General features: G+C 57.2%; 26 protein-coding genes. 15 read left to right on the top strand and 11 right to left on the bottom strand.

All coding sequences use genetic code 11. The features are described from left to right. The first annotated feature begins 48 nt into the window (after positions 1 to 48). Both ACXAET_RS03955 and ACXAET_RS03960 read left to right on the top strand, forming a co-directional pair. Complete coding sequence (locus ACXAET_RS03955; RefSeq protein ID WP_068335328.1) at positions 49 to 495, top strand: type II toxin-antitoxin system RatA family toxin; 447 nt, start codon at positions 49 to 51, stop codon at positions 493 to 495. 37 nt (positions 496 to 532) lie between these two features. Then, complete coding sequence (locus tag ACXAET_RS03960) at positions 533 to 1,828, top strand: MmgE/PrpD family protein (RefSeq protein WP_475181415.1); 1,296 nt, start codon at positions 533 to 535, stop codon at positions 1,826 to 1,828. Here the strand turns inward: ACXAET_RS03960 and pyrC are convergent. After that, positions 1,825 to 2,862: a dihydroorotase gene (gene pyrC / locus ACXAET_RS03965; protein ID WP_475181419.1), complete on the bottom strand. Its 1,038-nt coding sequence runs from the start codon at positions 2,860 to 2,862 to the stop codon at positions 1,825 to 1,827. The two genes, ACXAET_RS03960 and pyrC, sit on opposite strands and share 4 nt — an antisense overlap. A gap of 134 nt (positions 2,863 to 2,996) precedes the next feature. Between pyrC and ACXAET_RS03970 the strand changes: the two genes are divergently transcribed. Together ACXAET_RS03970 and ACXAET_RS03975 are read left to right on the top strand one after the other, a co-directional pair. Beyond that, positions 2,997 to 3,905 (top strand): AAA family ATPase, encoded by a 909-nt coding sequence (locus tag ACXAET_RS03970; protein ID WP_475181421.1) that lies wholly within the window; start codon positions 2,997 to 2,999, stop codon positions 3,903 to 3,905. After that, positions 3,905 to 5,161, top strand: coding sequence for a vWA domain-containing protein (locus ACXAET_RS03975; RefSeq protein ID WP_475181423.1), 1,257 nt, complete (start codon positions 3,905 to 3,907; stop codon positions 5,159 to 5,161). The genes ACXAET_RS03970 and ACXAET_RS03975 overlap by 1 nt, the downstream gene beginning before the upstream one ends. A gap of 3 nt (positions 5,162 to 5,164) precedes the next feature. Here the strand turns inward: ACXAET_RS03975 and ACXAET_RS03980 are convergent, their stop codons facing one another. Then, a complete protein-coding gene (locus tag ACXAET_RS03980; protein ID WP_233421953.1) occupies positions 5,165 to 5,656 on the bottom strand; it encodes a hypothetical protein in 492 nt (163 codons plus the stop codon). Positions 5,657 to 5,898: 242 nt separating this feature from the next. Between ACXAET_RS03980 and ACXAET_RS03985 the strand changes: the two genes are divergently transcribed. The 5 genes from ACXAET_RS03985 to ACXAET_RS04005 all read left to right on the top strand — a co-directional run bounded on the left by ACXAET_RS03985 (position 5,899) and on the right by ACXAET_RS04005 (position 11,815). Next, complete coding sequence (locus ACXAET_RS03985; protein ID WP_475181425.1) at positions 5,899 to 6,867, top strand: XdhC family protein; 969 nt, start codon at positions 5,899 to 5,901, stop codon at positions 6,865 to 6,867. Then, complete coding sequence (locus ACXAET_RS03990) at positions 6,864 to 7,862, top strand: molybdopterin-binding protein (RefSeq protein WP_475181427.1); 999 nt, start codon at positions 6,864 to 6,866, stop codon at positions 7,860 to 7,862. The genes ACXAET_RS03985 and ACXAET_RS03990 overlap by 4 nt, the downstream gene beginning before the upstream one ends. Before the next feature lie 139 nt (positions 7,863 to 8,001). Then, positions 8,002 to 8,487 carry a (2Fe-2S)-binding protein gene (locus tag ACXAET_RS03995; RefSeq protein WP_068335186.1) on the top strand — a complete coding sequence of 162 codons (486 nt, stop codon included), beginning with the start codon at positions 8,002 to 8,004 and terminating at the stop codon, positions 8,485 to 8,487. Positions 8,488 to 8,567: 80 nt separating this feature from the next. Then, positions 8,568 to 10,928, top strand: a complete 2,361-nt coding sequence (locus ACXAET_RS04000) for a xanthine dehydrogenase family protein molybdopterin-binding subunit (RefSeq protein WP_475181433.1) — start codon at positions 8,568 to 8,570, stop codon at positions 10,926 to 10,928. Positions 10,929 to 11,023: 95 nt separating this feature from the next. Further along, the gene (locus ACXAET_RS04005; RefSeq protein ID WP_475181437.1) at positions 11,024 to 11,815 is read left to right on the top strand and encodes an FAD binding domain-containing protein; all 792 of its coding nucleotides are present in this window, start codon (positions 11,024 to 11,026) and stop codon (positions 11,813 to 11,815) included. 25 nt (positions 11,816 to 11,840) lie between these two features. On the opposite strand, the gene ACXAET_RS04010 is transcribed toward ACXAET_RS04005, so the two are convergent. Then, positions 11,841 to 12,758, bottom strand: coding sequence for a MurR/RpiR family transcriptional regulator (locus tag ACXAET_RS04010; RefSeq protein ID WP_475181440.1), 918 nt, complete (start codon positions 12,756 to 12,758; stop codon positions 11,841 to 11,843). Between the two features lie 89 nt (positions 12,759 to 12,847). Between ACXAET_RS04010 and ACXAET_RS04015 the strand changes: the two genes are divergently transcribed. Next, positions 12,848 to 13,627 (top strand): beta-keto acid cleavage family enzyme, encoded by a 780-nt coding sequence (locus ACXAET_RS04015; RefSeq protein WP_475181442.1) that lies wholly within the window; start codon positions 12,848 to 12,850, stop codon positions 13,625 to 13,627. Beyond that, positions 13,624 to 14,940 carry an aspartate aminotransferase family protein gene (locus ACXAET_RS04020; protein WP_475181444.1) on the top strand — a complete coding sequence of 439 codons (1,317 nt, stop codon included), beginning with the start codon at positions 13,624 to 13,626 and terminating at the stop codon, positions 14,938 to 14,940. Before ACXAET_RS04015 ends, ACXAET_RS04020 begins: the two co-directional genes overlap by 4 nt. 71 nt (positions 14,941 to 15,011) lie before the next feature. Here the strand turns inward: ACXAET_RS04020 and infC are convergent, their stop codons facing one another. From infC to cobA, 7 genes are all read right to left on the bottom strand, one after another. Beyond that, on the bottom strand, positions 15,012 to 15,629 hold the full coding sequence (infC, locus tag ACXAET_RS04025; protein ID WP_475181448.1) for a translation initiation factor IF-3: 618 nt from the start codon (positions 15,627 to 15,629) through the stop codon (positions 15,012 to 15,014). A 90-nt stretch (positions 15,630 to 15,719) separates the two neighbouring features. Beyond that, positions 15,720 to 16,553, bottom strand: a complete 834-nt coding sequence (locus ACXAET_RS04030) for a ferredoxin--NADP reductase (RefSeq protein WP_475181450.1) — start codon at positions 16,551 to 16,553, stop codon at positions 15,720 to 15,722. A gap of 109 nt (positions 16,554 to 16,662) precedes the next feature. Further along, positions 16,663 to 17,070 (bottom strand): DUF934 domain-containing protein, encoded by a 408-nt coding sequence (locus tag ACXAET_RS04035; RefSeq protein ID WP_068335200.1) that lies wholly within the window; start codon positions 17,068 to 17,070, stop codon positions 16,663 to 16,665. Continuing rightward, positions 17,067 to 17,828 carry a phosphoadenylyl-sulfate reductase gene (locus ACXAET_RS04040; protein WP_475181454.1) on the bottom strand — a complete coding sequence of 254 codons (762 nt, stop codon included), beginning with the start codon at positions 17,826 to 17,828 and terminating at the stop codon, positions 17,067 to 17,069. Before ACXAET_RS04040 ends, ACXAET_RS04035 begins: the two co-directional genes overlap by 4 nt. Continuing rightward, the gene (locus ACXAET_RS04045) at positions 17,818 to 19,482 is read right to left on the bottom strand and encodes a nitrite/sulfite reductase (RefSeq protein WP_475181456.1); all 1,665 of its coding nucleotides are present in this window, start codon (positions 19,480 to 19,482) and stop codon (positions 17,818 to 17,820) included. The genes ACXAET_RS04040 and ACXAET_RS04045 overlap by 11 nt, the downstream gene beginning before the upstream one ends. 65 nt (positions 19,483 to 19,547) lie before the next feature. Further along, entirely contained in the window at positions 19,548 to 19,862 is a 315-nt protein-coding gene (locus ACXAET_RS04050) for a DUF2849 domain-containing protein (RefSeq protein ID WP_475181459.1), read from the bottom strand. After that, entirely contained in the window at positions 19,862 to 20,638 is a 777-nt protein-coding gene (gene cobA, locus ACXAET_RS04055) for a uroporphyrinogen-III C-methyltransferase (RefSeq protein ID WP_475181462.1), read from the bottom strand. The genes ACXAET_RS04050 and cobA overlap by 1 nt, the downstream gene beginning before the upstream one ends. A gap of 141 nt (positions 20,639 to 20,779) precedes the next feature. On the opposite strand from cobA, the gene ACXAET_RS04060 reads away from it, so the two are divergent. Further along, the gene (locus ACXAET_RS04060) at positions 20,780 to 21,259 is read left to right on the top strand and encodes an Lrp/AsnC family transcriptional regulator (RefSeq protein ID WP_475181464.1); all 480 of its coding nucleotides are present in this window, start codon (positions 20,780 to 20,782) and stop codon (positions 21,257 to 21,259) included. Between the two features lie 6 nt (positions 21,260 to 21,265). On the opposite strand, the gene ACXAET_RS04065 is transcribed toward ACXAET_RS04060, so the two are convergent. Beyond that, complete coding sequence (locus tag ACXAET_RS04065) at positions 21,266 to 22,438, bottom strand: cytochrome P450 (RefSeq protein ID WP_475187086.1); 1,173 nt, start codon at positions 22,436 to 22,438, stop codon at positions 21,266 to 21,268. A 47-nt stretch (positions 22,439 to 22,485) separates the two neighbouring features. On the opposite strand from ACXAET_RS04065, the gene ACXAET_RS04070 reads away from it, so the two are divergent. From ACXAET_RS04070 to ACXAET_RS04080, 3 genes are all read left to right on the top strand, one after another. Continuing rightward, on the top strand, positions 22,486 to 24,219 hold the full coding sequence (locus ACXAET_RS04070) for a sensor histidine kinase (protein ID WP_475181467.1): 1,734 nt from the start codon (positions 22,486 to 22,488) through the stop codon (positions 24,217 to 24,219). Then, complete coding sequence (locus tag ACXAET_RS04075) at positions 24,216 to 25,445, top strand: sigma-54-dependent transcriptional regulator (RefSeq protein WP_475181468.1); 1,230 nt, start codon at positions 24,216 to 24,218, stop codon at positions 25,443 to 25,445. The genes ACXAET_RS04070 and ACXAET_RS04075 overlap by 4 nt, the downstream gene beginning before the upstream one ends. A 368-nt stretch (positions 25,446 to 25,813) precedes the next feature. Beyond that, positions 25,814 to 26,815, top strand: a complete 1,002-nt coding sequence (locus tag ACXAET_RS04080) for a DctP family TRAP transporter solute-binding subunit (RefSeq protein ID WP_475181471.1) — start codon at positions 25,814 to 25,816, stop codon at positions 26,813 to 26,815. The last annotated feature ends 33 nt before the right edge of the window (positions 26,816 to 26,848 follow it).

Here is a 26,848-nt window from a genome sequence, read left to right on the forward strand (position 1 = left end):
GCAACATACGACATGACGCGCTATTGTCACCTGCAAATACTGGAAGCCATGCCAACTCATTCGGAAACGCGCCACCTACCTTACACAGCTCAGCAGATGTACGATTTGATTGCGGATGTGGCGAAGTATCCCGAGTTTTTGCCCTGGTGCGCCGCTGCGCGTATCCGCAGGACATATGCCGCAGGTGAGGCGCACGTCCTTGAGGCGGACCTGATCATCTCATTCAAGGTATTTCGCGAAAGATTTGGCAGCCGGGTAACGCTTTATCCCGATCAAATGAAGATCGACACCGAATATCTTGACGGTCCATTCAAATACATGAAATCCGACTGGCAGTTCGAAGACGCGCCCGACGGTGGTTGCAACGTCTCGTTCCATGTTGATTTCGAATTCAAGAACGCCATCCTTCAGGGCATTATCGGCGTCGTGTTTAACGAAGCCATGCACCGGATCGTACATGCATTTGAGACCCGTGCCGCGGATTTGTACCGCTAGGGCTTTACCCGTGTTTGCCGGGCGCTAGACTGCGCTCATGACCGATTTTTCCCTATCTCTTGCCACGTTTGCCGCTGGCGCTGTTGAGACAACGCTACAAACGCGGATCGTTACCTCGTTATCCGTTCTGGACTGGATCGCAGTGGGTCGTGCAGGCGTAACTGAGCCGGTTTCGAAAGCAGTGCGAGATCTTGTGCTGGCTGAGGAGGGTGCCGCGCAGGCGCATCTGTTCGGCGGTGGTGCGGCACCCCTTCGTGGGGCGGCTTTGGTCAACGGAACCGTGTCTCATGCGCTGGATTACGACGACACGCATTTTGCGCATATCGGACATCCGTCGGTGGCTATTCTGCCTGCCGCACTGGCGCTGAGCGAATGGAACGATTGCATCCTTGTTGATTTCCTTGAGGCCGCGCTGGTGGGAATGGAGGTCTCAATTCGTATGGGTCTTTGGCTTGGGCGCAATCACTATCAGGCCGGGTTTCATCAGACCGCAACGGCGGGTGCCTTTGGGGCGGCCGTTGCGGCCGGACGCATTCTGCAGTTCGACGTGGATCAGATGCAAAAGGTTCTGGGCCTGACGGCAACCCGAGCTTCGGGCCTAAAGGTGCAATTTGGGACGATGGGCAAACCTTACAATGCGGGGCTTGCAGCCTCGAACGGGGTCGAAGCCGCTTTGCTGATTGCCGGGGGATTCGAACCCAAAAAGGAGGCACTCGAGGGGCAATACGGTTTTGGAGCAACGCATCAGGGTGAGGGTGACATAAAGTCGGCCCTGGACGGGTTGGGTGATGAGTGGCTGTTCGAAAACGTCAGCCACAAATTCCACGCGTGCTGTCACGGCCTGCACGCCGCGCTTGAGGCCGCCCGCGATCTGGACATTGCTGAACCGGAAGTGGCTGAAATCAAGATAAAGACCCACCCAAGGTGGATGAGCGTATGCAACCAAATGGCGCCGACCACAGGATTAGGTGCCAAGTTTTCCTACCGGACCGTCATTGCGATGCAAGCGCTTGGTTACGATACTGGGGTGCCTTCCAGTTACTCGGAAAAGGTCTGCGCAGATCCGCGCCTGACGTCGCTACGTGACCGGGTTTCGGTTGAGGCTGACGATACCCTGTCGGAAACACAGGCCCAAGTGACCCTGTTACGTCGCGATGGCGCCCGGCTTGAAGCGACTCACGATCTGCTGGCTCCGGTGGCGCTGTCAGATCGTGAGGATAGGGTTCGGTCAAAAGCGTCCAAACTGATTGGTGCCGAAGCGGCGGACTCGGTCTGGACGATGCTGCGCACCGGTGGCCGCGCCCGCGATCTGGCTAAGGTATTGGCCGGTTAGGCGACGCGCCAGTGCAATGGGAAGCCCGGGTCGAACACAGTGACCGGACCGTCGCCTGTTTCGATCTTGGTGGGGTAAACAATCGGTTCGCCTTTGGTCAGCGTGATCGTTTCCTCATTCACCGGAAGGCCATAAAACGCGGGACCGTTCAACGACACGAACCCTTCCAGCTTGTCCATCGCGCTTTCACGGTCGAACATCTCGGCCACTAGCGACATGGTGTTGGTCGCGGTGAAACAACCTGCGCACCCACAAGCCATTTCTTTGTTATCGTCCGTATGCGGCGCGCTGTCGGTGCCCAGGAAGTACCGTTTGTCACCCGAGGTCGCGGCAGCCACCAGCGCAAGGCGGTGATCTTCTCGCTTCGCAACAGGCAAGCAGTAGTAATGCGGTTTGATGCCGCCCACCAGAATGTGGTTGCGGTTGATGATCAGGTGATGCGCCGTGATGGTTGCGCCAAGGTTCGTTTCGTTGGCTTTGACGTAGTCGACGCCGTTGCTGGTTGTGATGTGCTCCATCACCACACGCAGACCTGTTGTGGCTTTGCGGATAGGGTCAAGCACGCGGTCGATGAACACAGCTTCACGGTCGAATATGTCGATTTCAGGGTCCGTGACTTCACCGTGAACGCACAGAGGCAGACCAATCTCTGCCATCTTGTCCAGCACCGAACGGACCTTGTCGAAATCCCGCACACCCGAATGTGAATTGGTCGTTGCGCCGGCCGGATAGAGCTTGACCGCTTTGACAAGACCACTCGCATGGGCGGCGGCCACGTCCTCGGCGTCGGTGTCTTCCGTCAGATAAAGTGTCATCAGCGGTTCGAACGTCATGTCGGCAGGCAGGGCCGCCATGATTTGATCCCGATAAGCCGCCGCCTGATCGCCACGCACAACGGGTGGCACGAGGTTCGGCATAATGATTGCGCGGGCAAAGTGGCGCGCGGTTTCGGGCAGGACGGCCTGCAACATTGCGCCATCGCGCAAATGCAGGTGCCAATCGTCAGGGCGGCGGATCGTGATGCTGTCTGTCATGGCGCATCGGCTAGCACAGTGGCTGTGTTCCGAAAACCCCTTGAAGTCTATCTGGATCACCGCACGTCCCGAAAAAGGCCGGTCTTGACGCACGCGTGCTGCCGTGACCTCTTGTGCCGAGGGAGAGACATGACATGACACATCCAGATTCTATTGACGCAGTTCAGAAAATGCTTGGGTCGCAGGGGTACGTCTGCGGTCGGGCGCTGGCGACCGTCGTGTTCCTCTCGCTGAAATTGGGGCGTCCGCTGTTTCTGGAGGGTGAGGCTGGCGTCGGCAAAACCGAGATCGCCAAGGCGCTGGCTGCAGGGTTGAACCGGCGCCTGATCCGATTGCAGTGCTACGAAGGGCTTGATGCATCCTCAGCAGTGTACGAATGGAATTTCCCTGCGCAAATGGTGGCGATCCGAACGGCTGAGGCCGCAGGCGGGGCTGATCGCGGTGCGCTGCAATCCGAGCTGTTTTCCGACGAATACCTTGTCGAACGCCCGCTTTTACAAGCCATGCGACCGGATGAAAATGGCGCACCTGTCCTGTTGATAGATGAGCTTGATCGAACCGACGAACCGTTCGAGGCTTTCCTGCTGGAAGCCCTCAGTGATTTTCAGGTCACCATTCCCGAACTGGGCACCGTCAAGGCGCCTGAACCGCCGATCGTGATCGTAACGTCGAACCGTACGCGTGAGGTGCACGATGCGCTGAAACGCCGTTGTCTTTATCATTGGGTCGACTACCCCGATTTCGACCGTGAGATCGAAATCCTCCACGCCCGCGCGCCTGAAGCTGCCGAGGCGCTTAGCAGAGAGGTGGTTGCATTCGTCCAACGCCTGCGGACTGAGGACCTGTTCAAAAAGCCCGGTGTCGCTGAAACGATCGACTGGGCGAAATGCCTGCTGGCGCTGGATGTGATCAACCTCAGCCCCGAAGTGATTGGCGACACGCTGGGTGCGATCCTGAAGTATCAGGATGACATTCAGAAACTGCAAGGGTCCGAGGCGAAACGGATTCTGGATCAGGCGAAAGCTGACTTGGAACCAGTTTGATGGCTGAACAGCTGACGCTGGATATCCCTGAAAAACCAAAGCTGGCGCAGAACATCACTCATTTTGCACGCGCCTTGCGGAAGGCTGGCTTACCTATTGGAACCGGGCGGGTTGTAGACGCGATCCGTGCGGTTCAGGCGGCAGGTTTCACCAAGAAGACGGATTTCTACTGGACCCTGCACGCCTGTTTCGTGAATCGTCCGGAGCATCGCACCGTGTTTGCGCAGGTGTTCCGGCTTTACTGGCGCGACCCAAGGTATCTTGAGCATATGATGTCCATGATGCTTCCCGCTATCCGTGGTGTGCAGGAAGACCGAAAGGCTGACGCCGCAGAAAAACGTGCGGCGGAGGCGCTGCTTGATGGTGTGGAACGCGACCTTCCAGAAGCGTCCGAGCAGGAAGATGAAACGGAGTTAGAGATTGATGCCTCGCAGACCGCCTCGTCCGAAGAACGCTTGCGTAGTCTGGATTTTGAACAGATGAGCACGGCTGAGATCGCGCAGGCCAAGCGGATGCTGGCGCGACTGACGCTGCCGGTGAAACCCATCGAGTCACGGCGCGGTCAGGCCAGCCATTTGGGTCAAAGGATTGATCGTGCCAGAACGTTGCGCGCGGCGATGCGTCAGGGTGGTGAGCTTCGCGATATCGCGCGCCTCAAGCCGAAGCCGCGATGGCCAAACCTTGTGGTGCTCTGCGACATCTCTGGGTCGATGAGCCAATACAGTCGGATGATTCTGCATTTCCTTCATACCGTCTCGAACGCGAAAGGTGCAGGTTGGGCCAAGGTACATGCGTTCACCTTCGGCACCCGTCTGACCAATATCACCCGCCATTTGCAACAGCGCGACGTCGACGCAGCACTTGCCGCAGCTGGTGCCGAGGCGCAGGATTGGGAAGGGGGAACGCGGATCGGGGAGTGTCTACATGCGTTCAACCGCGACTGGTCGCGCCGGGTCATGGGGCAAGGTGCAGTCGTGCTGCTGATCTCGGACGGTTTGGATCGGGGCGACCCCGATGCGCTTGGGAAAGAGATGGAGCGCTTGCACCTCTCCGCGCGGCGCCTGATCTGGCTTAACCCGCTCTTGCGTTGGGATGGGTTTGCGCCAAAGGCCCAGGGTGTTGCTGCGATGTTGCCGCATGTCGACAGCTTTCGTGCGGGTCACTCAATTGCGTCCCTCGAAGGTCTGGCCGCGGTCATCTCAAAACCTGATGACATGGGTGAGAAAGCGCGGCTTATGACCGCGCTTTCGGGCTGAAAATCAGCTTAGTTGCTCTTCGTTGCACTTACGCGCCATTTCCATGGCTTTGAACGTGCCAGTAAGATCGACGGTGAACGCGAATTCCTTCTCGGGGAACACGACCATGACCTTCTGCTTGGCGATATCATCCGCGAATTGAGGGTCGTCAGACAGGACATAACCGCCGGAGTATCCTTTGGTGATATTGCCCCTCATGCCGGTTGCTTCGCCGACATAGACGTTATCGCCCAGAAGAATCGCCACAGCCTCGGTCTCGCCGCGTTTGATGTCGGTCTCGGCCTTGGTAAAGACGCCCACATATCCAACGCTTCGATCTTCGGTCAATCCCATCTGAACTACGTTTTCTGCGTCATCTACGGCCTCGATCAAGCAGGTTTTCTTGTCTTGGTCCACGAAGACCTTCCAACCTTCGACTTCGCCGTAACGCAGGAACGTATCCGCGCTCGCCGCGCTTGAGGCCAGCAGGCCGATTGCCATTCCGAGTGTGAACACACGTTTCAAGTCTCTGTCTCCCTTTTTGAAATGAGTATCTGAATACGAGAAATATTGGTGATCGTATGAAGGCTAGAATCGCATGATCTGGCAATCAATACTTTGCGAGAACGAAGAAAATCTAAGCTGAAAAGCGCCTAGACTTTAGATTTTTTGAGCCCATGCAAACAGTTGAAAGCCAGGGTTCCTTTTCATCCGGCCAAACCTGCTTATGTTGGACCTGAACGCTTCGGGAGGGTGCAATGGACAGATTCGACAATGGCCCTGAAACCGCATTGAGTTGGCACCGCGACGGCAAGCCGGTTGCGCTGGCTACGGTTGTTGAGACCTGGGGCAGCGCGCCGCGCCGTGTTGGCGCCCAGCTGGTGATCCGCGGGGATGGCCGTATGGAGGGCTCGGTCTCGGGGGGCTGTGTCGAAGGCGCTGTCGTGGTTGAAGCGCTTGAGGCGATCGATGAAGGCGAAGCACGTCTGCTGGAATTTGGGGTCAGCGATGAGGACGCCTTTGCCGTGGGGCTGGCCTGTGGGGGTACGATCCGTGTTCTGGTGGAACCGGTCGGCAACGTTCTGCCCGAGCCCATGCTACGCGAATTGGTCGACGCCCGTGCCCGGCGTGAGCCTGTGGCTTATGAGGTGAACATCGAAACCGGCCATCGAGCCTTGCATCATAATGCCTATCCGGATCGCCTGCGCATGGACCGGTCGGGTTTCGAGGAAGATGGTCAAACTTTCGTTGCCGTCCACAACCCTCCGCTCCGGTTAATTGTCGTCGGTGCAGTGCACATTGCACAGGCATTGGTGCCGATGGCACGTATCGCGGGCTATGATCCGTTCATCGTTGACCCGCGCGAAGCTTTCGCATCCAGCAGCCGTTTTCCCGGCGAGACGATTCTGACAGACTGGCCGGATGAAGCGGTCGCCAAACTTGGCATGGACGCGCGTACTGCCGTGGTGTTGTTGACGCATGATCCGAAACTGGATGACCCGGCGTTGCAATCCGCGCTTGAGGCGGGCGTGTTCTATATCGGTGCCTTGGGATCGACACGAACGCACGCAAAACGGGTCGCGCGGATGAAAGAGGCCGGCTTCACCGACACCCAGATCGCGCGTATCCATGGACCCATCGGATTGGATATCGGGGCTGCAGATCCATCGGAAATCGCGGTCGCCATTCTGGCGCAGATGACTGCCGTGTTACGAGGCAAAGCGTGAAGTTCGGCCCTGTTCCCATTGATCAGGCTGGCGGGGCCATTTTGGCCCATTCCGTGAAAGCCGGGGACACGAAGCTGCGCAAAGGGATTGTTCTTACGACTGAACATCAGGCGCGTCTGACTGCAGCGGGATATGAAACTGTAATAGTTGCACAGCTTGACCCAGGAGATTGTCACGAAGACATGGCGGCCGGAATGCTGGCTGACGCGTTGGTGCCAGACCCAAAGGGTGCTGCCTTGAAGGTGACAAAGCCGTTCACGGGCCGTGTTAACCTGCTGGCAGAGGGGCCGGGTGTCGCGGTTCTGGACGTTTCCGCGCTTGAAGCCTTCAACCGGGTCAACCCGATGATCACAGTTGCCACGGTGCCGCAGTACCAACAGATGAGCACCGGCGGCATGGTCGCGACGATCAAGGTTATTTCTTACGCGGTCCCGGAGGGGGATGTGCTAAAAGCTGCTGGTCTTGCGCAGGACGCTGTTCGCCTTGCTACGCCGGTCTACAAAAAGGCAGGGCTGATCGTGACCGATATTCCCGGCGGGCCGTCTAACGAAAAGGGCATCGCGGCGATCCGTGGCCGGGTCGAAGCCTTGGGCATGGAGATGAGCGATGTGCGCATCGTGCCCCATGTGACCGACGCGCTTGCAAACGCAGTCACCGAAACTCAGGGCGACGTGGTGATGATCCTGACGGGCTCCGCAACCTCGGATGTATCGGATGTTGCGCCTCAGGCAGTGCGCGTCGCCGGAGGGCATGTGGATCGTTTTGGCATGCCGGTCGATCCCGGCAATCTGCTCTTTCTTGGGTCGCTCGGGCAGCGACCGGTGATTGGGTTGCCCGGCTGCGCGCGGTCCCCGGCGTTGAACGGGGCTGATTGGGTCCTGTCCCGTGTCGCCTGTGGGATCGACACAACTGGTGCAGACATCGCTGCGATGGGGGTAGGCGGTCTTCTGAAAGAGATTCCGACCAGGCCACAACCGCGCGCGTCGCGGCGATAATTTGCCTTTGCGTACCTTCGGGTTACCTTTGAGTGTTAAGCACGCAAACCGTTAAACCAATCCCTAAATATTTTTGTTCTCAAACGAAAATTCCCGTGTTTAACTCGGACAAGGGAGAATTTCATTTTAGGAGGAACGAATGACACAGGTCTCAATGACCGTGAACGGAAAATCCGTGAGCGGTGACGTCGAGGGCCGGACACTGCTGTCCAGCTTTCTGCGGGATCACCTGTCGCTGACCGGCACGCATGTAGGATGTGACACCGCGCAATGTGGCGCGTGTGTGGTGCATGTGAATGGCGAGGCGGTGAAGTCATGCAATATGCTGGCGTTGGAGGCTGACGGGGCCGACGTGGGCACCATCGAAGGGCAGGCCAATCCAGACGGTTCGCTGAATGTTATACAACAGGCGTTTCAGGATCATCACGGTCTGCAATGCGGATTTTGTACACCGGGCATGGTGATGAGCGCCGCAGCCCTGCTGAAAGAAAATCCGCGCCCGACCGAAGCCGAAATTCGCAAGTACCTTGAAGGCAACCTGTGCCGCTGCACCGGGTATCACAATATCGTTAAGGCGATCATGGCCGCATCCGGTCAGGACGCAGGCAAAATCGCAGCCGAATGATGCCACTGCGGGCGTAGGAAAAAATGCCCGTGGAATGACATAGGGTGCATGAGCATCCGTTTATCGGAGGAGAACAAGCAATGCCCAAAGACAGTGGCATCGGAGCCAGTTCCAAGCGGCGCGAGGACGTGCGCTTTCTGACCGGAGCAGGCAATTACACCGACGACATCAACGTACATGGCCAAGCCTATGTGCATTTCCTGCGGTCTGACATCGCGCATGGCCGGATCAAGTCAATCGATACGTCAGCAGCCGAAACCATGCCCGGCGTGGTCAAGGTATTCACCGGCAAAGACTTCGAAGGCGTAGGTGGAATGCCCTGCGGCTGGGAAGTGACTGACAAGCACGGCGCGCCGATGCAGGAACCGCCGCACCCCATACTTGCGCAGGGAAAAGTGCGCCATGTGGGCGATCCTATCGCCGCCGTTGTGGCCGATAGTCTTGAACAGGCCCGCGACGCGGCTGAGGCAATTGAGCTGGACATCGAAGAACTGCCAGCCGTGCTGGACATGAAGGCCGCGGCGCAGGACGGTGCAACGCTGGTTCATGACGATCTGAAAAACAACATCTGTTATGATTGGCAGTTGGGCGAGGCGGACGACGCGAAGGTCAACGAGGTCTTTGCCAACGCCGCGCATGTAACCACGTTGGATTTGGTCAATAACCGTCTGGTCGCCAACCCGATGGAGCCGCGTGTGGCGGTGGCCGAGTACAATCGAGGAACCGAAGACTACACGCTTTACACGACGTCTCAGAACCCGCACGTGATCCGGTTGTTGATGTGCGCGTTTGTCCTGGGTCTGCCTGAGCATAAGGTTCGTGTCGTCGCGCCTGATGTGGGCGGTGGTTTTGGTACGAAGATTTTCCACTACGCCGAAGAAGCGTTCTGTACCTTTGCGGCCAAAGCCTGTGGGCGTCCGGTGAAATGGACCGCCAGCCGGTCCGAGGCGTTCATGTCGGACGCACAAGGCCGCGACCATGTCAGCACAATCGAACTGGCGCTGGATGCAGACAACAACTTCATCGGTCTGCGCACCAATACCTATGCCAACCTTGGCGCGTATCTGTCGACCTTCTCCAGCTCGGTTCCGACCTGGCTGCATGGCACGCTTATGGCAGGTAACTATAAAACGCCGGTCATTCAGGTGAACGTAAAGGCGATGTTTACCAATACGGTCCCGGTAGATGCCTATCGCGGAGCCGGGCGGCCCGAGGCGACCTTTCAGCTTGAGCGTGTGGTAGACAAAGCCGCGCGTGAACTTGGGGTCGATTCGATTGCGCTGCGCCGTCAGAACTTTGTCACGCAATTCCCCTATGACACGCCGGTCGCGCTGACCTACGACACAGGGGACTATAATGGGACGATGGACAAGCTTGAAGTTGCTGCCGATCTGGCAGGCTTTGCTGCGCGTCGCACGGAAAGCGAGGCGAAGGGCAAGCTGCGTGGGCTTGGCATCAACTGCTATATTGAGGCTTGTGGTATCGCACCATCTAACATTGTTGGAATGCTCGGCGCCCGTGCGGGATTGTATGATGCTGCGACGGTGCGGGTGAACGCCACCGGTTCGATCAGCGTCATGGTCGGCGCGCATAGCCACGGGCAAGGGCACGAGACCGCCTTTCCTCAAGTGGTGGCCGACATGATCGGCATCGACGAATCAATGGTCGAAATCGTGCATGGCGATACCTCGAAGATCCCATTTGGTATGGGCACCTACGGGTCGCGTAGCCTCGCGGTTTGCGGATCGGCCATGGTCAAGGCGACCGAGAAGGTGATCGAAAAGGCCAAGAAGATCGCGGCTCATTTGCTGGAAGCGTCTGAGGCGGATATCGAACTCAAAGATGGTCAGTTCAGCGTCGCGGGCACCGACAAATCGGTCGCTTGGGGTGATGTGACCCTTACCGCTTATGTCCCGCATAATTATCCTTTGGAAGTTGAACCGGGGCTTGAGGAAACCGCATTTTACGATCCAGCGAACTTTACCTTCCCCGCTGGTGCCTATGCCTGTGAGGTCGAGGTGGATCCGGAAACAGGACAGGTCACCATCGAAAAGTTCACTGCGGCGGATGATTTCGGCAATATCATCAACCCGATGATCGTTGACGGTCAGGTGCATGGCGGTATCGGTCAGGGGATCGGCCAGGCGCTGTTGGAAAACTGCGCCTATGACGAGAATGGGCAATTGCTGAGCGCGTCCTTCATGGATTACGCGATGCCGCGCGCCGATGATGTTCCATTTTACGAGGTCGATCACTCAAGCCAGACGCCGTGTACCCATAACCCCCTGGGCGTTAAGGGCTGTGGTGAGGCCGGAGCAATAGGCTCACCGCCTGCGGTGGTCAATGCGGTACTGGATGCGTTGAACTCGGGTGGAAAGGCGGTCGATCACATCGACATGCCGGTTAGCCCGTCGCGCGTCTGGGCGGCAATGAACAGCTGAGTGGAGAGGGAGGACCGGGGGCCAGCCCCCGGACCCCCGGGATATTTTTAGCCAGATGAAGGACGTACCCGCGTCTTTCGGGAAGGAAAAACGAAATGTACAGTTTCGAGTTTGAAAAGCCCTCGACCATTGCTGATGCGGTTGCAGCATTGGGGGCCGAGGATGCACAGGCGTTAGGGGGCGGGCAGACCTTGATCCCGACGTTGAAACAAAGGTTGGCTGCACCCTCGGCCTTGATCTCGCTCAGCGGGATTGCAGAGATGAAGGGTGTTTGCGTGAATGACGATGGTTCGGTGTCAGTCGGCGGAGCGACGACCCATGCCACCGTCGCGTCAGAGGCAGCGGGCAGCTATCCGGCGCTTGCAGCTCTGGCCGGTCAGATCGGTGATCCGGCGGTTCGGAACCGCGGCACGATTGGCGGCTCAATAGCCAACAATGATCCGGCGGCTTGTTATCCGGCGGGCGTGTTGGGATCGGGTGCAACGATCATCACCAACACACGTGAGATTGCAGCGGATGACTTTTTCGAGGGCATGTTCTCAACCGCGCTGGATGAGGGGGAGATCATTACGTCAGTAAGGTTCCCTGTTCCGCAAGCGGCAAGCTATCAGAAGTTCCTGCAGCCCGCGTCTCGGTTTGCGCTGGTTGGTGTGTATTTGGCACGGTTCGCGGATGGGGTTCGTGTCGCCGTAACAGGGGCCAGTGAAGATGGTGTTTTCCGCTGGGCCGAGGCTGAGCAGGCATTGACGAAAGAATTCCGCCCGGACGCCTTGATGGAGTTGCGCATCAATCCGGCCAACATGATCGGTGATTTGCACGGCAGCAAAGACTATCGTGCGCATCTTGTTGGTGTGATGACAAAACGCGCGGTTCAAGCGTGCATGTGAACCATTAAATGGTTCTAAGCCCCGGTCACGAACCGGGGCGTTTTTTTGTTTGGCGCAGCCTTGGAGGCTTGGAGGGTTGCCAATATGCGCCGGTATCCTCTCGCGCTTTTTGATAGGCGTCGATCCGTTGTCGCGCAGCGTCGCCTCCGGCGTCGAAAAGATGCCCGAGCAAGCATTCCAGAACGGCCATAGCGCCGGTGAAGCAAGAAAACGAATGCAAGGCGCGGGTGCTGACCGTAAAGGCAATGTCGGGCGCGACTCCGGGCGCGATAAGGTCGCTGTCTGAAATCAAAATCAGGCGCAGCCCCCGTTGCTTGGCGAAACGCATAGACTGGATGGTGTCCGCAGAATAGGGGTGTACGGTGATGGCAATCAGGCAGTCCTGCTGATCCGCATCCAACAGATCATCTGTTGCAGAGCCCATGTGGCGCGGTACCAATTGGATACCCGGATGGGCCATGCGACCTGTGTAAGAAAAATAATAGGCAAGCGCATAACTGGCGCGCGTCGCCGTCACGAAACAGCGTCTTGACGTCAGAATGTGCTCAGTAGCCAATCGCACTCTTTCAGGCTTCATAAGGCGAAGGGATCGTGTGACCACGTTTTGTTGGTTTTGTACCAATTTGGCCTGAGTGCTACCAAAGGTGTCTTCGGACTGAAGAGCGCTCAGCCAATCCTGACCCAATCTGTTTTCCCGATCTGTCACCAGCGCATTGCGAAAGGGCGAACGGAAGGCTTCGAACCCGTCAAACCCCATACGTTGCGCAAGTCGGACCAGAACATTCGAGCTGACCCCGATCCGGGTCGCCGTCGTGCGGATCGAGTTCAATCCGAAATCGCCGGGATGGTCGATAACGTATTTTGCAGCCGCCTGCAGGGCTGTGGGCATGTCTTCGATGTTGCGCCGCAGACGATCAGTTACTTCATTCGGGGTGATATCCATACTCAAAGAAAAACATATGTTTTTTAAATAACAAGAAAAAAACAACGTTAGGCGCGCTAGATGGGGCAAAGTTGACCAGAGGGTTTTGAATGTCGGAATCGCGATCAGAAAAACAATCCGCCAAGCGCCCATATGTTATGGTCGCTCCGACAGGTGCGCGGCGCGGGCGGTCAGATCACCCGGCGCTTCCTGTTTCCATTGATCAGATTGTCGAAACTGGGCGCGCTTGTTTTCAGGCTGGCGCAAACGGGCTGCATCTGCACATTCGCGATGCAGAGGGGCGGCATTCCCTTGACCCCGCGCGGTACGTTGAAACTGTGGCCGCGTTACGGCGGGCCGTTCCCGAACTCGACCTGCAAATCACGACTGAGGCTGCCGGAGTATACGACGTACCCGCTCAAATCGCGTGTCTTGAAAAGGTTCGCCCTGACTGGGCCTCGGTTTCGGTAAGAGAGATTGCGCGGTTACCGGAACTCGCCGATCGGGTATATGGCCTGTGTGCTGCGCAAGGAACGCGGGTTCAGCATATCCTGTACGATGCGGAAGATGCGGCCTTGCTGGCAGAATGGGCAAAGGCCGGTATTGTGCGCGAAGAACAGACGAAGTGCATCTTTGTCTTGGGGCGCTATGCCGCTGGTCAGCAGTCGTTCCCAAACGACCTGGATCAATTCCCCAAAGGTCATTCGCCATGGATGGTGTGCGCTTTTGGCCCGCAAGAACATGCGTGTTTGGCATATGCTGCCAAGCAGGGCGGCGACGTTCGCGTCGGGTTCGAAAACAGCCTGACGGATGAGAACGGAAATTATTGGAAAGACAATGCTGCGTCGGTGTCGGCGCTTGTTGCCAAGTTGGAAAGGGCAGTCAAATGAGTCACGTATTTCCACGTCACACGAAATCAGAGCTACCAATCGCTGCGGGCGGAGATGGGTGTTACCTGATCGACGCACAGGGTCGTCGCTATCTTGATTGCGGCGATGCTGCGGTTTCGTGCCTTGGTCACTCGAACCCATCGGTCATCCGCGCTGTGCAGGAGCAAGTCGAAAAGATCGCTTTTGCCCATACCGGCTTTATGACCTCGGAGCCGGCTGAGGCACTGGCTGACTTGCTGATTGAACGCGCCCCTGGTGATCTGGACCGGGTGTATTTCGTCTCGGGCGGGTCTGAGGCGACCGAGGCGGCGATAAAGCTGGCGCGGCAGTACTTTCTTGAGATCGGTCAGCCCGAGCGGCGACATGTGATCGCGCGGCGGCAGAGTTATCACGGCAACACTCTGGGCGCTTTGTCCGCCGGAGGGAACGCGTGGCGGCGGGCGCAATTCGCGCCGATGTTGATCGAAATGACTCACATCGCGCCATGCTATGAATACGCAGAGAAGCCGAACGGTGAAAGCAGCTTTGACTATGGTCAGCGCGTGGCCAATGAACTGGAAGCCGAAATCCTGCGGTTGGGTCCCGACACTGTGATGGCGTTTATGGCAGAACCCGTTGTTGGTGCGACTTTGGGCGCGGTCCCTGCGGTTGAAGGGTACTATAGGCGAATTCGTGAAATCTGCGATCAATACGGTGTTCTTTTGGTTTTGGATGAAGTGATGTGCGGCATGGGCCGAACGGGGCACCTGTTTGCTTGCGATCACGATCAGGTGGCGCCGGATATACTATGTATCGCCAAGGGGTTGGGGGCCGGGTACCAGCCCATCGGTGCGATGATGTGCACAAGCCGTATATTTGATGCGATCCGTGACGGGTCAGGTTTTTTTCAGCACGGGCACACCTATATCGGGCATCCTGTTGCAACGGCGGCGGCCTTGGCCGTGGTTCGTGAACTGACCGCGCATGATCTGCCTGCGCGGGCAGGTGTTATGGGGGACAAGGTTCAAACCGCGTTAGAGGCCGCGTTGGGGCAGCATCCGAATGTCGGGGACATTCGGGGTCGGGGTTTGTTCCGCGGTATTGAACTGGTTGCGGATCGCGACACCAAACAACCGTTTGATCCTGCGCATGGTGTGGCGGGAAAGATCAAAAAGGCGGCATTGGCCGAAGGGCTGATTTGCTATCCGATGTCTGGAACGCGCGATGGACGGTTGGGCGATCACATCCTGCTGGCGCCACCATTCATCATCGAAGACGCACAGATGGATGAGATGGTTGGGAAGCTGAATAAGGCAATTACAGCCGTTATCTAGCGGCACCCGGTATAGACAAGAAAAAAGCCCCCTCCAACAGGGGGCTTTGAACAAAACGTTCTGTCAGAACGTTACTTCTGAGGCAGCGGCCCGATCATCATGATCATCTGCCGGCCTTCCATCTTGGGCATGTTTTCAACCTTGCCCAGATCCTTGATGTCTTCGGCCACGCGTTCCAGCAGCTCACGACCCAGGTTCTGGTGCGCCATCTCACGGCCGCGGAATCGCAAGGTAACTTTGACCTTGTCGCCCTTTTCCAGGAACTTGAAGACGTTCTTCATCTTGACGTCATAGTCATGCGTGTCGGTGTTGGGTCGAAATTTGACCTCTTTCACCTCGATGACTTTTTGCTTTTTGCGTGCTTCGCTTTCACGCTTTTGCTGTTCATATTTGAACTTGCCGAAATCCATGATCTTACAGACCGGAGGGTTCGCGTTTGGCGAAATCTCAACGAGGTCAAGCCCCGCATCTGCGGCAAGTTGCATGGCTTTGGCGGGATGAACCACCCCGACATTTTCACCATCAGCGCCTATCAGGCGAATTTCGGGGGCACGGATTTTTTCATTTACGCGCGGTCCGGTTTCTCTCTGCGGGGGCGCGTTGTGGGGTCTGCGAGCTATGGGTTCATTCCTTTGATGATTGCAGAATTTTCGAGCCCGAAATCTAGACTGCCACGCGCCCTGTTTCAAGCGCCATCCGCGTCCAAACAGAGGAAATCTGTTGTTTTGCAGCGGGTTTATGCGCAGGCGACAATCAATTTAGTGGCCCGCGCGAGGCAATCAGCCCACAAAGGCCTTTTCGACCACGAATTCCTTGGGCTCAGAGTTTGCACCCTCACGCAGGCCAAACTCTTCAAGGATTTCCTTGATGTCCAGATTGAAGGCCAATGAGCCACAAACCATTGCCCGGTCGGTTTCTGGCGTGATGCCGCCTTCGATACCCAGATCAGCGAACACTGTCCCGTCTTTCAGCAGGGTGGTGATGCGGCCCATCTTAGGGCTTTGTTCCCGCGTGGTCGTCGGGTAGTAGCGGATTTTGTCGGCAAAGCCTTCGCCGATCAGCTCGGCCAGCAATTCGTCCTGACGGATGCTTTCGATCAGTTGCTTACCATATTCCAGCTCGGCCACTTCACGGCAGGTATGGGTTATGATGACCTCGTCGTAATCCTCATAGGTTTGAGGTTCACGCAACAACGAAGCGAAAGGCGCAAAGCCGGTGCCGGTTGCAAAGAACCACAGCCGTTTGCCGGGCAGCAGGGCGTCATGCACCAATGTGCCCACAGGTTTAGGCCGCAGGATAATCTGGTCACCCGGTTTGATGTGTTGCAGTTTCGACGTCAGCGGGCCGTCCTGCACCTTGATCGAGTAGAACTCCAGTTCTTCGTCCCAGGACGGGGACGCGATCGAATATGCGCGCAGCAGCGGTTTGCCGTTGTCACCCAGCAGACCGATCATCACGAACTCGCCCGAACGGAACCGCAGCGAGGCTGGGCGCGACACCTTGAACGAGAACAGGCTGTCGGTCCAATGCTTCACTTCTTTAACGGTCTGCGCGTCCGGCAGGACGGGGGCCTTAACGGCGGTTGCTTCGGTCACGGGTTTCATCTCTGTCATCGTTTCACTGCCGGTTGGTTAAACCGACATCTCCGTTTAAACTTTGATCCAAGTCAGGAAAAGGGGGCAATATGCCCCCGCGTTCCGTTGTAAGCTGGCAGACGCGGTCCTAGCCGCGCAGGCGGGCCTGATAGCTGTGGTCTTTCCAATTGGCGCGCGCCAACCATTGTTCTTCTGGCTGACGAGTGGCCAGTTCACTGTCGATTTCAACCTCGTCGAAACCACTGCGACGGGCCATTGCGTACTGATCGGCCAAAATGTGGCCTTTGGCGCGCAGGCGGCCAGTATAACCTTTAAGGCGCAGGATGCGGGCGATGGTAAAACCGCGCCCATCTGCCGATGACGGAAAATCCACGCGGACCATTTTCGCGTTACCTAAACGGTCAACCAGTTCATCAGGGTCGGTATCCGAGGTCACATCCAACGCCACTAGATCATTTGCGGCGTCATCCAGTGTTACAAAGCCATCGGTCCAGTCATCGGGTGCAAACCCGTCATCAGATACGATTACATTCATGTTCTCTCTCCGGCGCGCACCATCTTGCCATCGACAAAATGGATGCCACACTCTTCCTTGTTCTGGTCGCGCCAGCGTCCGGCGCGGGGGTCTTCGCCTTCTTTGACCGGCGAGGTGCAGGGCGCACAGCCGATCGAAGGATATCCTTTGGCCACCAGCGGGTGCCTGGGCAGGTTGTTTTCGTCCATATAGGCGCGCACGTCCTCGGGGGCCCAATGCGCCAGCGGATTAACCTTGATCCGGCCAGTTCCGTCCTCGACCTCAAAGAATTCCAGTGCGGCGCGTGTGCCAGCCTGAAACCGTTTGCGACCTGTGATCCAGCCGTCGTACCCCGCCAATGCCCGCTGTAACGGGAACGTTTTACGCAGGTTGCAGCACGCATCAGTGTCCCGAAGCCGCAAGGCACCATACGGGTCATCGCGCTGAATGTCCTCATCCTCGGCGCGGATGATGTGGACGTTTTTCAAACCCAGACGTTCGCTGACCTCTTGTTGATACTCCAGCGTTTCTGTGAACAGCATCTGGGTGTCCACGAACAACACCGGAGTCATCTTGTCGACCACGGCAGCCATGTGCAGCAGTACGACCGACTCGGCGCCAAAGCTTGAAACCAGCGCCAATTGCTCGATCTCGTCCAAGGCACCATGCATGACATCATGGGCGCTATGGTGGCGGAACTTGGCGTTGAGGGCCTCGACCCTTTTGGTTAGTTCACTTCGGTCTTTGCCAAGTTCCGTCTGGATCAGGTCAAGCGGCATTGGCGTGCGCCTCGGGGTACAGCGCCGCCTTGAATGGCGCCATGCCTACACGGCGATAGGTTTGCAGGAATGTCTCCTCACTGCTTCCGCGTTGTTCAAGATAGGCGTCGACAATGCGCTCCACTGCGGGCACGATTTCGTCATAGGCAAAGCCCGGACCTGTGCGGTCGCCAATAGCAGCCGTCTCGGTGCCGTCACCACCCAGCGTGATCTGATAATTCTCGACGCCTGCGCGATCCAGACCAAGAATTCCGATATGACCCACATGGTGGTGACCACATGCGTTGATGCAGCCCGAGATCTTGATCTTCAGATGGCCGATATCGTGTTCCAGCTTTAACTCGTCAAAACGGGTTGCGATCTGTTGCGCAACCGGGATTGAACGCGCCGTGGCCAGCGCGCAGTAGTCCATGCCGGGGCAGGCGATGATGTCGCTGATCAGGCCGATATTGGCGGTGGCTAATCCATGCTCTTTCAGTTTCGCGTGGATCGCGGGCAGGTCAGATTTATGGACATGCGGCAGGATCACATTCTGCTCGTGGCTGATGCGCAATTCGTCATAGGCGAATTCTTGGGCCAAGTCCGCCATCACGCGCATCTGTTCAGCCGTCGCATCGCCCGGCGTCGCGCCGTGCTTTTTGATTGAGATCGTAACAATCGCGTGGTCGGCATTTTTGTGCGGCGCGATGTTGGTATCGACCCACGACCGGAACACAGGGTCGTTGGTGTAGGCACTTTCGAACGACGCGACCGAAGCCTTACGGAAGTCAGGCGGAGCGAAGTGACCCTTGATCTCTTCCAGCAGGGCCATGTCGGCACCCTTGAACTGCGGACGCACCTGAAGGAAACGCTCGTTCACCTTGGCGCGAATGGTGTCGATGCCATTTTCGTGGACGGTGATCTTGATCCGCGCTTTGTATTTGTTGTCACGGCGACCAATCTGGTTCCAAACGGAAACCGTTGCTTCCAAGTAGGCCAGCAGGTCGTCAAAGGCGACGAAGTCGGACAGCTCTTTACCGATCATGGGTGTACGACCCAAACCGCCGCCTACGATGACGCGGGCACCAAGAACGCCATCGCGTTCGATCAGTTGCAGACCGATGTCATGGGCCTTGATCACAGCGCGGTCATTTTCCGAGCCGGTGATGGCGATCTTGAACTTACGCGGCATGAACTGGAATTCCGGGTGGTCGGTGGACCACTGGCGCAGCAGTTCGGCATAGGGGCGGGGGTCTGCGACCTCATCCGCGGCGGCACCGGCAAAGTGGTCGGCGGTCACGTTGCGGATAGTGTTGCCAGAGGTTTGGATCGCGTGCATGCCAACCTCGGCCAGTGCGTCCAACATATCCGGCACATCTTTCAGCTTCGGCCAGTTGTACTGAATGTTCTGACGGGTGGTGAAATGGCCATAGCCCTTGTCCCACTTCTCGGCCAGCAGAGCCAGTTGGCGCATCTGCGCGCTGGACAGCGTACCATAGGGGATTGCGACCCGCAGCATGTAAGCGTGCAGTTGCAGATACAGGCCGTTCATCAGGCGCAGGGGCTTGAATTCATCTTCAGTGAGCGAGCCGTCAATGCGGCGCTCGACCTGTGCGCGGAACTGTTTGTTGCGCTCTTCCAGAAAGGCTGTGTCGAACTCGGAGTAGCGATACATGTCTAGCTGTCCTTAGTTGCAGCCCCGAAACCTTGGGGCCAAAATGGGGAGAAAGGGGCCGGAGGTCAGGCCCGGGGCTGCGTTGCTTTTTCCTGCTTGCCGTGGGCATAGTTGGACGGGCCGGTGCGGCGGAAGTCCTCGCGGAAATGAGTGGGTTCGGGGCCGTTGTCGCTGGCTACCGCGTCGGCGAGGTAGGCGCCAACGATGACGCTAGTCTGGCGTTGCGCATCCAAAAGGCGAACCTGCGCATGGGCCTCATCTGTGATCAGCTCGGCCTCAGAAAGGTCGCGCGACCAGCGATCGTCATTGGTCAGGTAAATTACGTCGCCTTCCAACAGGTCGTTGGCAGTGACCACTTTGGGGGTAAATGCGCGGGGCATCAGGCGTGCTCCTTCTTGAATTCAGTCAGGGCCTGGACCGCGTGGCGCGGTGCGAGGCCAAAAAACGTTAGGGTGGGGCCATCCATCTCGGCGGCGCTCAGGTCATGGGGCAACCTGTCCAGATCAGTGGCCAGGATGCGTTGATCAGGGCGAGAGGCGTTTTCAACCAGGGTTATGGGCGTGGCGCGATCGGCGCCGTGCATGATCAGGCGACCCTGTATGAACCGCGCGGATTTCTTGCCCATGTAAATCGCTGCAACCGCGCCGGGACGTGCCAAGGCATTCCAATCGTGATCGGCGAAACCTTTCATGTCGTGCCCGGTCAGAAAACGCACCGACGAATTGCGGCCACGGCGCGTCAGGCTTTGACCAATACTGGCAACAGCGGCTGACGCCGCGGTGATGCCGGGAACGATCTGCCAGGGGATGCCAGCATCCTCAACCGCTTCGATCTCTTCGTCCAGGCGTCCAAACACAGTCGGATCACCTGACTTCAAGCGCACGACACGCTGACCTTTTGAGGCGTAATCAACCAGCAAGGCGTCGATGTCTTCCTGTTTCCACGATGGGCCGAATCCAGCCTTGCCAACGTCAACCAGAACAGCCGTTTTTCCGGCCAATTGCAGGATCTCGGCACTGATCAGGCGATCATGCAGAACGATATCGGCGTTTTCGAACGCCCTTAATGCTTTGAGTGTCAGCAATTCCGGATCACCCGGTCCCGCGCCGACAAAGTCGACGTGCCCTGTGACATCATGTGATTGCGTGACCTGCATGTTTCGTTCCACGTTGTTTGACTTAACCCGCAATATAGGAAATATTCCCGCCTATGCGCCATATGAGCGCATAAATAAGAACAAACGTTCTTTCATATCGCGTCCGAAGGACGCAGGTTTCGAAACGAAGGGGAATTTGGAATGTCGGTGCGGATTGACGACACAGATCGGAAAATTCTGGTCGAGCTTCAGCGCGACGCCAGCCAATCGCTGGACGAAATAGCAGCCCGAGTTGGCAGTTCCAAGACCCCGGTCTGGAATCGAATTCGCAAGCTCAAGGGGGCCGGGGTGATTGGTCAGCACACGGTTCTGCTGGACGCCGAGGCACTGGGATTCGAAGCCACATTCTTCGTTCTGATCCGGACGTCCGAGCATGAGGCGGAATGGCAGCGCAAATTCCTTAAAGCCTTGCAAGACCGGCCTGAAGTACAAGAGGCGCACCGACTGGCGGGGGACATTGATTACATCCTCAAGGTGCGGGTCAAGAATGCACGGGCCTATGACGAGTTTTACCAAACTCTGATTTCTGAGGTGCGGGTTCATAACGTAACGGCCCTGCTGTCGATGGAAGAGATCAAGTCCACCACCATGCTGCCGTTGAGTGCGCTCAACGATAACTGAAACCTGTCACGCCTGAACCGTCAGGCGCGTTAGCCCGCGAAAGTGATAGGTGTTCGAATAAACAGGTTCAGCACTCAGGCGGATGTTCGGACACCGCTGGAAAAGAACCTTCAAGGCTAAGCGCATCTCTAGCCGTGCCAAAGGGGCACCAACGCAGAAATGCAAGCCACCTCCAAAGCTGGTATTGGTGACGACCGGGCGCGTTGGATCAAACACATCCGGTTCATTCCAAACTGACGGATCACGGTTGGCGGCCCCCAGCAACAAGGCGACCTCATCACCGCGTTTGAACCTGTGACCAAAAACTTCGGCGTCTTCATATGCGTAGCGGGAGAACATATGCAGCGGGGGGTCATAGCGCAGGACTTCCTCGACCAGCCCGTCAATGTCGTAGGCGCGGGGATCAAGCCCCAGCTGCAGGAGCGTTTTCACTCCGTTGCCCAAGGAGTGAACCGTTGCCTCATGCCCCGCATTCAAAAGCAGGATGCAGGTGGCCACCAATTCATCCCGCGACAGCTTTTCACCTTCTTCTTCAGCTTCAATCAGGCGTGTAATCAAGTCGTCCTGTGGGTCAGAGCGGCGCTTCTTGATGTAGTCGCTCAGAAAGGCCGTGAATTCCTGCGCGGCATCGGCAGCTTCGTCCTCGGTCCGGCGCGTGCGGCTGGCCTGATACATCGCCACCATCGCATGAGACCATCTGAGCAGGTCGGGTGATTGCTGTTCCGGAACCCCCAACAAGCGACAGATCGTGATCACGGGGATTTGCGTGCAATATGCGTCCAGCAGATCAAAAGGGTCGCTTGGAAAGCGATCGATCAGTGTATTGCATAGGTCGAGAACAGACGGCTCCAACGCTGCAATTCCGCGTGATGTGAACGCGCGCATAACCAATGCGCGTAACCGGGTGTGGCGGGGCGGCTCGGCTTCAAGCAGAGAATGTGCCTCGACGTTTAGCCAAGGGGCAAGGTGCGCGGCTGCGGGTCGCTGAAATTCAACAGGGACCTCTCGACCAAAGCGGCGATCCTTAAGCAGGGCCTGCACGGCTCTGTGGGAAACAGCGGCAACTTTCCGGTAGTCCTCCCAATACACAAGATCCCCGTGCGCGCGAGCCGAATAGTAAAATGGATAGGGATCTTGGACGAATTCCGGATCGACCGGGGATTGAAGCACTGTCTTCATGAAAGGCAGACTTGCCATGCGGCGCGTCGAATGCAAGACCCTAGGGTATGCAGAGGGTTTTGGTGATCCTTGGTTTTTTGGTCGCTGTCGGGCTGTTGTCCGTCGGCGTGTGGTCTTATGGGTATCGACAGGCTTTGTCTCAGCTAAGCGAAAAGGCCGAGGCAGACCTTGAACTGGCCGCGGACCGGTTGACGACACAAATGCAGGTTTATCAGGAACTGGCAGTGTTGATGGCAAGCCATCCGGTCTTGCAACAGCTTGAAACACCGCAACAACGAAGGCGGGCACAGGCGGTCTTGTTGGATGTCGCCGACAAGACGGCTGCGGTCAATATGATCTACCTGGACCCTAGAGGGCAGGTCCTCGCGGCTGCGCAACCATTGGTTTCGCGAGAAATGGCTGACGACCTTGCTTTTCGGCGCGCCATGCAGGGGGCATTAGGCAGCGCTCATGGTGTGGTACCGATCAGCGGTGACAGGATTTACTCTTACGCAGCACCGACATTTGACGCGGCGGGGCGTGTGATTGGCGCGGTGATGGTAATTGCCGATGTGCAGGATGTCGAACAAACATGGCGGGGCAGTACCGAAGCGGTGTTCTTTATTGACGGCGACGGGATTGTTTTCATCTCAAACCGGTCAGACCTTTTGTTCTGGCGGCGGGTCGAAGGCCAACAAGGTCTTGTGCCAACAGAGGGTGCCGATGTCGACTTCGCATCGACCTGGGTGGGGCCGCACGAGTTGTGGAAGCTGAACTGGGGCCGGTACTTACCCAAACGCGCGCTGCATCTGATGCTGGAACTACCCGTTATCGACATGACAGCCGAGGTGCTTGTGGATGTCGCGCCGGCACGTCGGCTGGCGGGTCTGCAAGCCGCCACTGTTGCCGCGATCTGTCTTGCTTTTGGTGCGCTGCTGTTTCTGGCGACCGAGAGGCGGCGGACACTGGCCGAAGCGAATGCCGTTTTGGAAAGCAGGGTCACGAAACGCACCCGCGCCTTAACCGCCGCAAACACTGCATTGCGTCGTGAGGTTCATGAACGGCAAGAAGCTGAGGCTGCGCTGAAACATGCGCAAAAGGAACTGATTCAGGCAGGCAAGTTGAGCGCCTTGGGTCAGATGTCGGCAGGGATCAGTCATGAACTGAACCAACCGTTGATGGCGATCCGGCAATTTGCTGATAACGGGGCAGCGTTTCTGGCGCGTGGTCGCGATGAAAAGGCCTCGGAAAACCTGAAGCGCATTTCTGATATGGCGGCCCGGATGGCCAGGATTATTAAAAACCTTCGTGCTTTCGCGCGAAATGAAAGCGAACCTATGGGCAAGGTCGATCTGGTACAGGTCATTGATACGGCGGTCGAACTGACAGAGGCGCGGTTGAAGTCCGAGTGTGTAAAGATGGACTGGCAGCCCCCAAACAACCCGGTGTTTGCCTGGGGTGGAGAAGTGCGGCTGGTTCAGGTTTTTGTAAACTTGATCAACAATGCCGCAGACGCGATGAGCCAGCAGGACGAACGTCTTATCAGCATTTCAGTAAACAACGGTAAAAAACTGGCTGTCACAGTACGCGACATCGGTCCGGGTATTGAGAACACGGAAAAGCTGTTTGAACCATTTTACACGACCAAGGCCGTTGGATCGTCCGAGGGGATGGGGCTGGGCCTATCGATCTCTTATGGTCTGGTGCAAAGTTTTGGTGGCAAGATTCGCGGTGCCAACGCCCAGACAGGGGCCGTGTTTACCGTGGAGCTTGAGAGCTATCAGGAAGATGAAGCGGCATGACGCGCAAGGTTCTTTTGGTCGATGACGACGCAGCTGTGCGTGAGGCTTTGGCGCAGACTCTGGAACTGGCCGACTACGCTCCGGTGACGGCTGGGTCTTTCGTGGCGGCCAAGGATCACATTCGTGCCGATTTCCCCGGTGTCATCATATCGGATATTCGCATGCCCGGACGGGATGGATTTCACCTTTTGACTTATGCAAATGAGGTGGACCCTGAACTTCCGGTTATCTTGCTGACTGGTGAGGGCGATATCCCAATGGCCGTGCGCGCCATGGGGCAGGGGGCGTTTGATTTCCTTGAGAAACCATGCGCTGCGGCTGACCTGCTTGATGTTCTGGGCAAGGCCTTCTCGGCGCGGGCGCTGGTTCTTGAGCAACGTGCCCTGAAACATGAGCTTGAACGTGGAGACCCCGCTGCGCGCATGTTGTTCGGCTTGTCGCCACAGGCCGAGGCGTTACGGGACCGTGTCCGCACTGTTGCCCCTACCGGAGCCGAAGTTCTGGTAACTGGACCTGCGGGTAGTGGGATTTCAAAAGTGGCCGAGGTCATTCATCTGATGTCTCCTCAGGGGTTGGGACCCTTTGTAAAGCGGCCCTCGTCCGGGCTGATAGCCAAGGAACTGGTGCAGATCTGTGAAGATGCGGCTGGGGGGTCGCTGTTTCTGGACGAAATCTCAGCCATGCCGGAGGCAACGCAATATGCAGCGCTGGAGTTGGTCGAGCAGGGCGTGGGGGCGCGCATTCTGGCGGGCACAACGGCAGACTTGTCCACAATGTCCGCCGAAGGGCGGTTTCACGCGGACTTGTTCTATCGGTTGGACGTTATGCGCGTTCGCATTCCGTCTTTGGCTGAAAGGCCCGAGGATATACCGGTTCTGTTTCGTCACTATGTTGCGCAAGCGGCAGAACAATCCGGTATTTCGGAGCCAGAGATAACCTCAGATCATCTTGCGTTGCTTATGGCCAGCGACTGGCCAGGTAATGCACGCTCGCTGATGTCTGCTGCGATGCGATATGTGTTGGGAATGCCGGAAGAGGTGGCACAAGCGGCTGATCTGGGTTTGAACGAGCAGATGGCACGGGTTGAGAGGTCTTTGCTGATTGCGGCGTTAGGGCGTCATAATGGGAAAGCTTCGGATGCGGCCACGGCGCTCAAACTGCCGCGCAAGACATTTTATGACAAATTGGCGCGGTATCAGATCCGACCCGAAGACTATCGAAGGTGATCAGAAGCTCTCCCGCCCCTTTTTGCCGCATTATCATGCGTTAAAACGTGTTGGGCGTGGCAGCCCGCTAGCGCGGCCTGCGGTCGTGCACCAAAGAAAAAAAGTGATTCTGTGTAAATGATTCGGGAAGAGTGCGAAATTCCGCACAAGTGCCTCATCACCTGTGCGGATTTTCGCACAATGCTTTTCATTAGGTTTGGAAGAAACTGAGAAAACGCAAATAACGCATTATTTTAAAAAGATAAAAACAATAGCGTCAGACGGTGAAACAAATCGTTGAGCCGTGACCTTTGATTCGGTTCACTTCCCGGCATACGGCGCAAGCATGCGTCGAATGACAGATTTGGAAGTCTGGGAGGAAAAGACAGATGAAATTCCTATCAACGGCTGCAACTGCAGTTGCTCTGACTGTAACGGCGACCGCAGGTATTGCGGCCTGTGACGATGGTGAAATTGTCGTAAAGTTTGCGCATGTGACGAACACCGACAAGCACCCTAAAGGCATTGCGGCCTCACTGCTGGAACAGCGCGTTAACGACGAAATGAACGGCGTGATGTGCATGGAGGTCTATCCGAACTCCACACTCTATAACGACGACAAGGTGCTGGAAGCGATGTTGCAGGGTGATGTGCAACTGGCCGCGCCTTCGCTGTCGAAATTCGAGAAGTTCACGAAGCAATTCCGCCTCTTCGACCTGCCGTTCATGTTCAAGAACATTGACGCTGTGGACGCGTTCCAGGCGTCAGCCGAAGGGCAAGCCATGAAAGACAGCATGCAGCGCCGCGGCCTGCAAGGCCTGGCCTTCTGGCACAATGGCATGAAGCAGATGTCAGCCAACAAACCGCTGGTTGATCCGTCTGATGCAAATGGCCTGAAATTCCGCGTTCAATCCTCGGACGTGCTGGTGGCGCAGATGGAGGCCATTGGTGGTAGCCCGCAGAAGATGGCGTTCTCGGAAGTGTACGGCGCGCTGCAACAGGGCGTTGTGGACGGGCAGGAGAACACTTGGTCGAACATCTACGGCAAGAAGTTCTTTGAGGTTCAGGACGGTATCACCGAAACCAACCACGGCATCATCGACTATCTCGTCGTGACCTCGGTTGACTGGCTGGACAGCCTTGACCCGGAGGTTCGCGAACAGTTCCTCACCATTCTTGGCGAAGTGACCGAGATGCGGAACAAGGAGTCCTTCTCAGTGAACGAGGCGGCCAAGGCCTCGATCACGGATGCGGGCGGCATCATTCGTGAACTGACGCCAGAGCAGCGCCAGGCGTGGGTGGATGCGATGAAGCCGGTTTGGGACAAGTTCGCCGACGACGTTGGTCAGGATAAGATCGACGCGGCACAGGCGATCAACGCCGGGTTCTAAACCACCGGCTCAGGCCGCGCGTCCCAGACTGGG

The organism is Ruegeria sp. AWH4_226 (genome assembly GCF_056159225.1).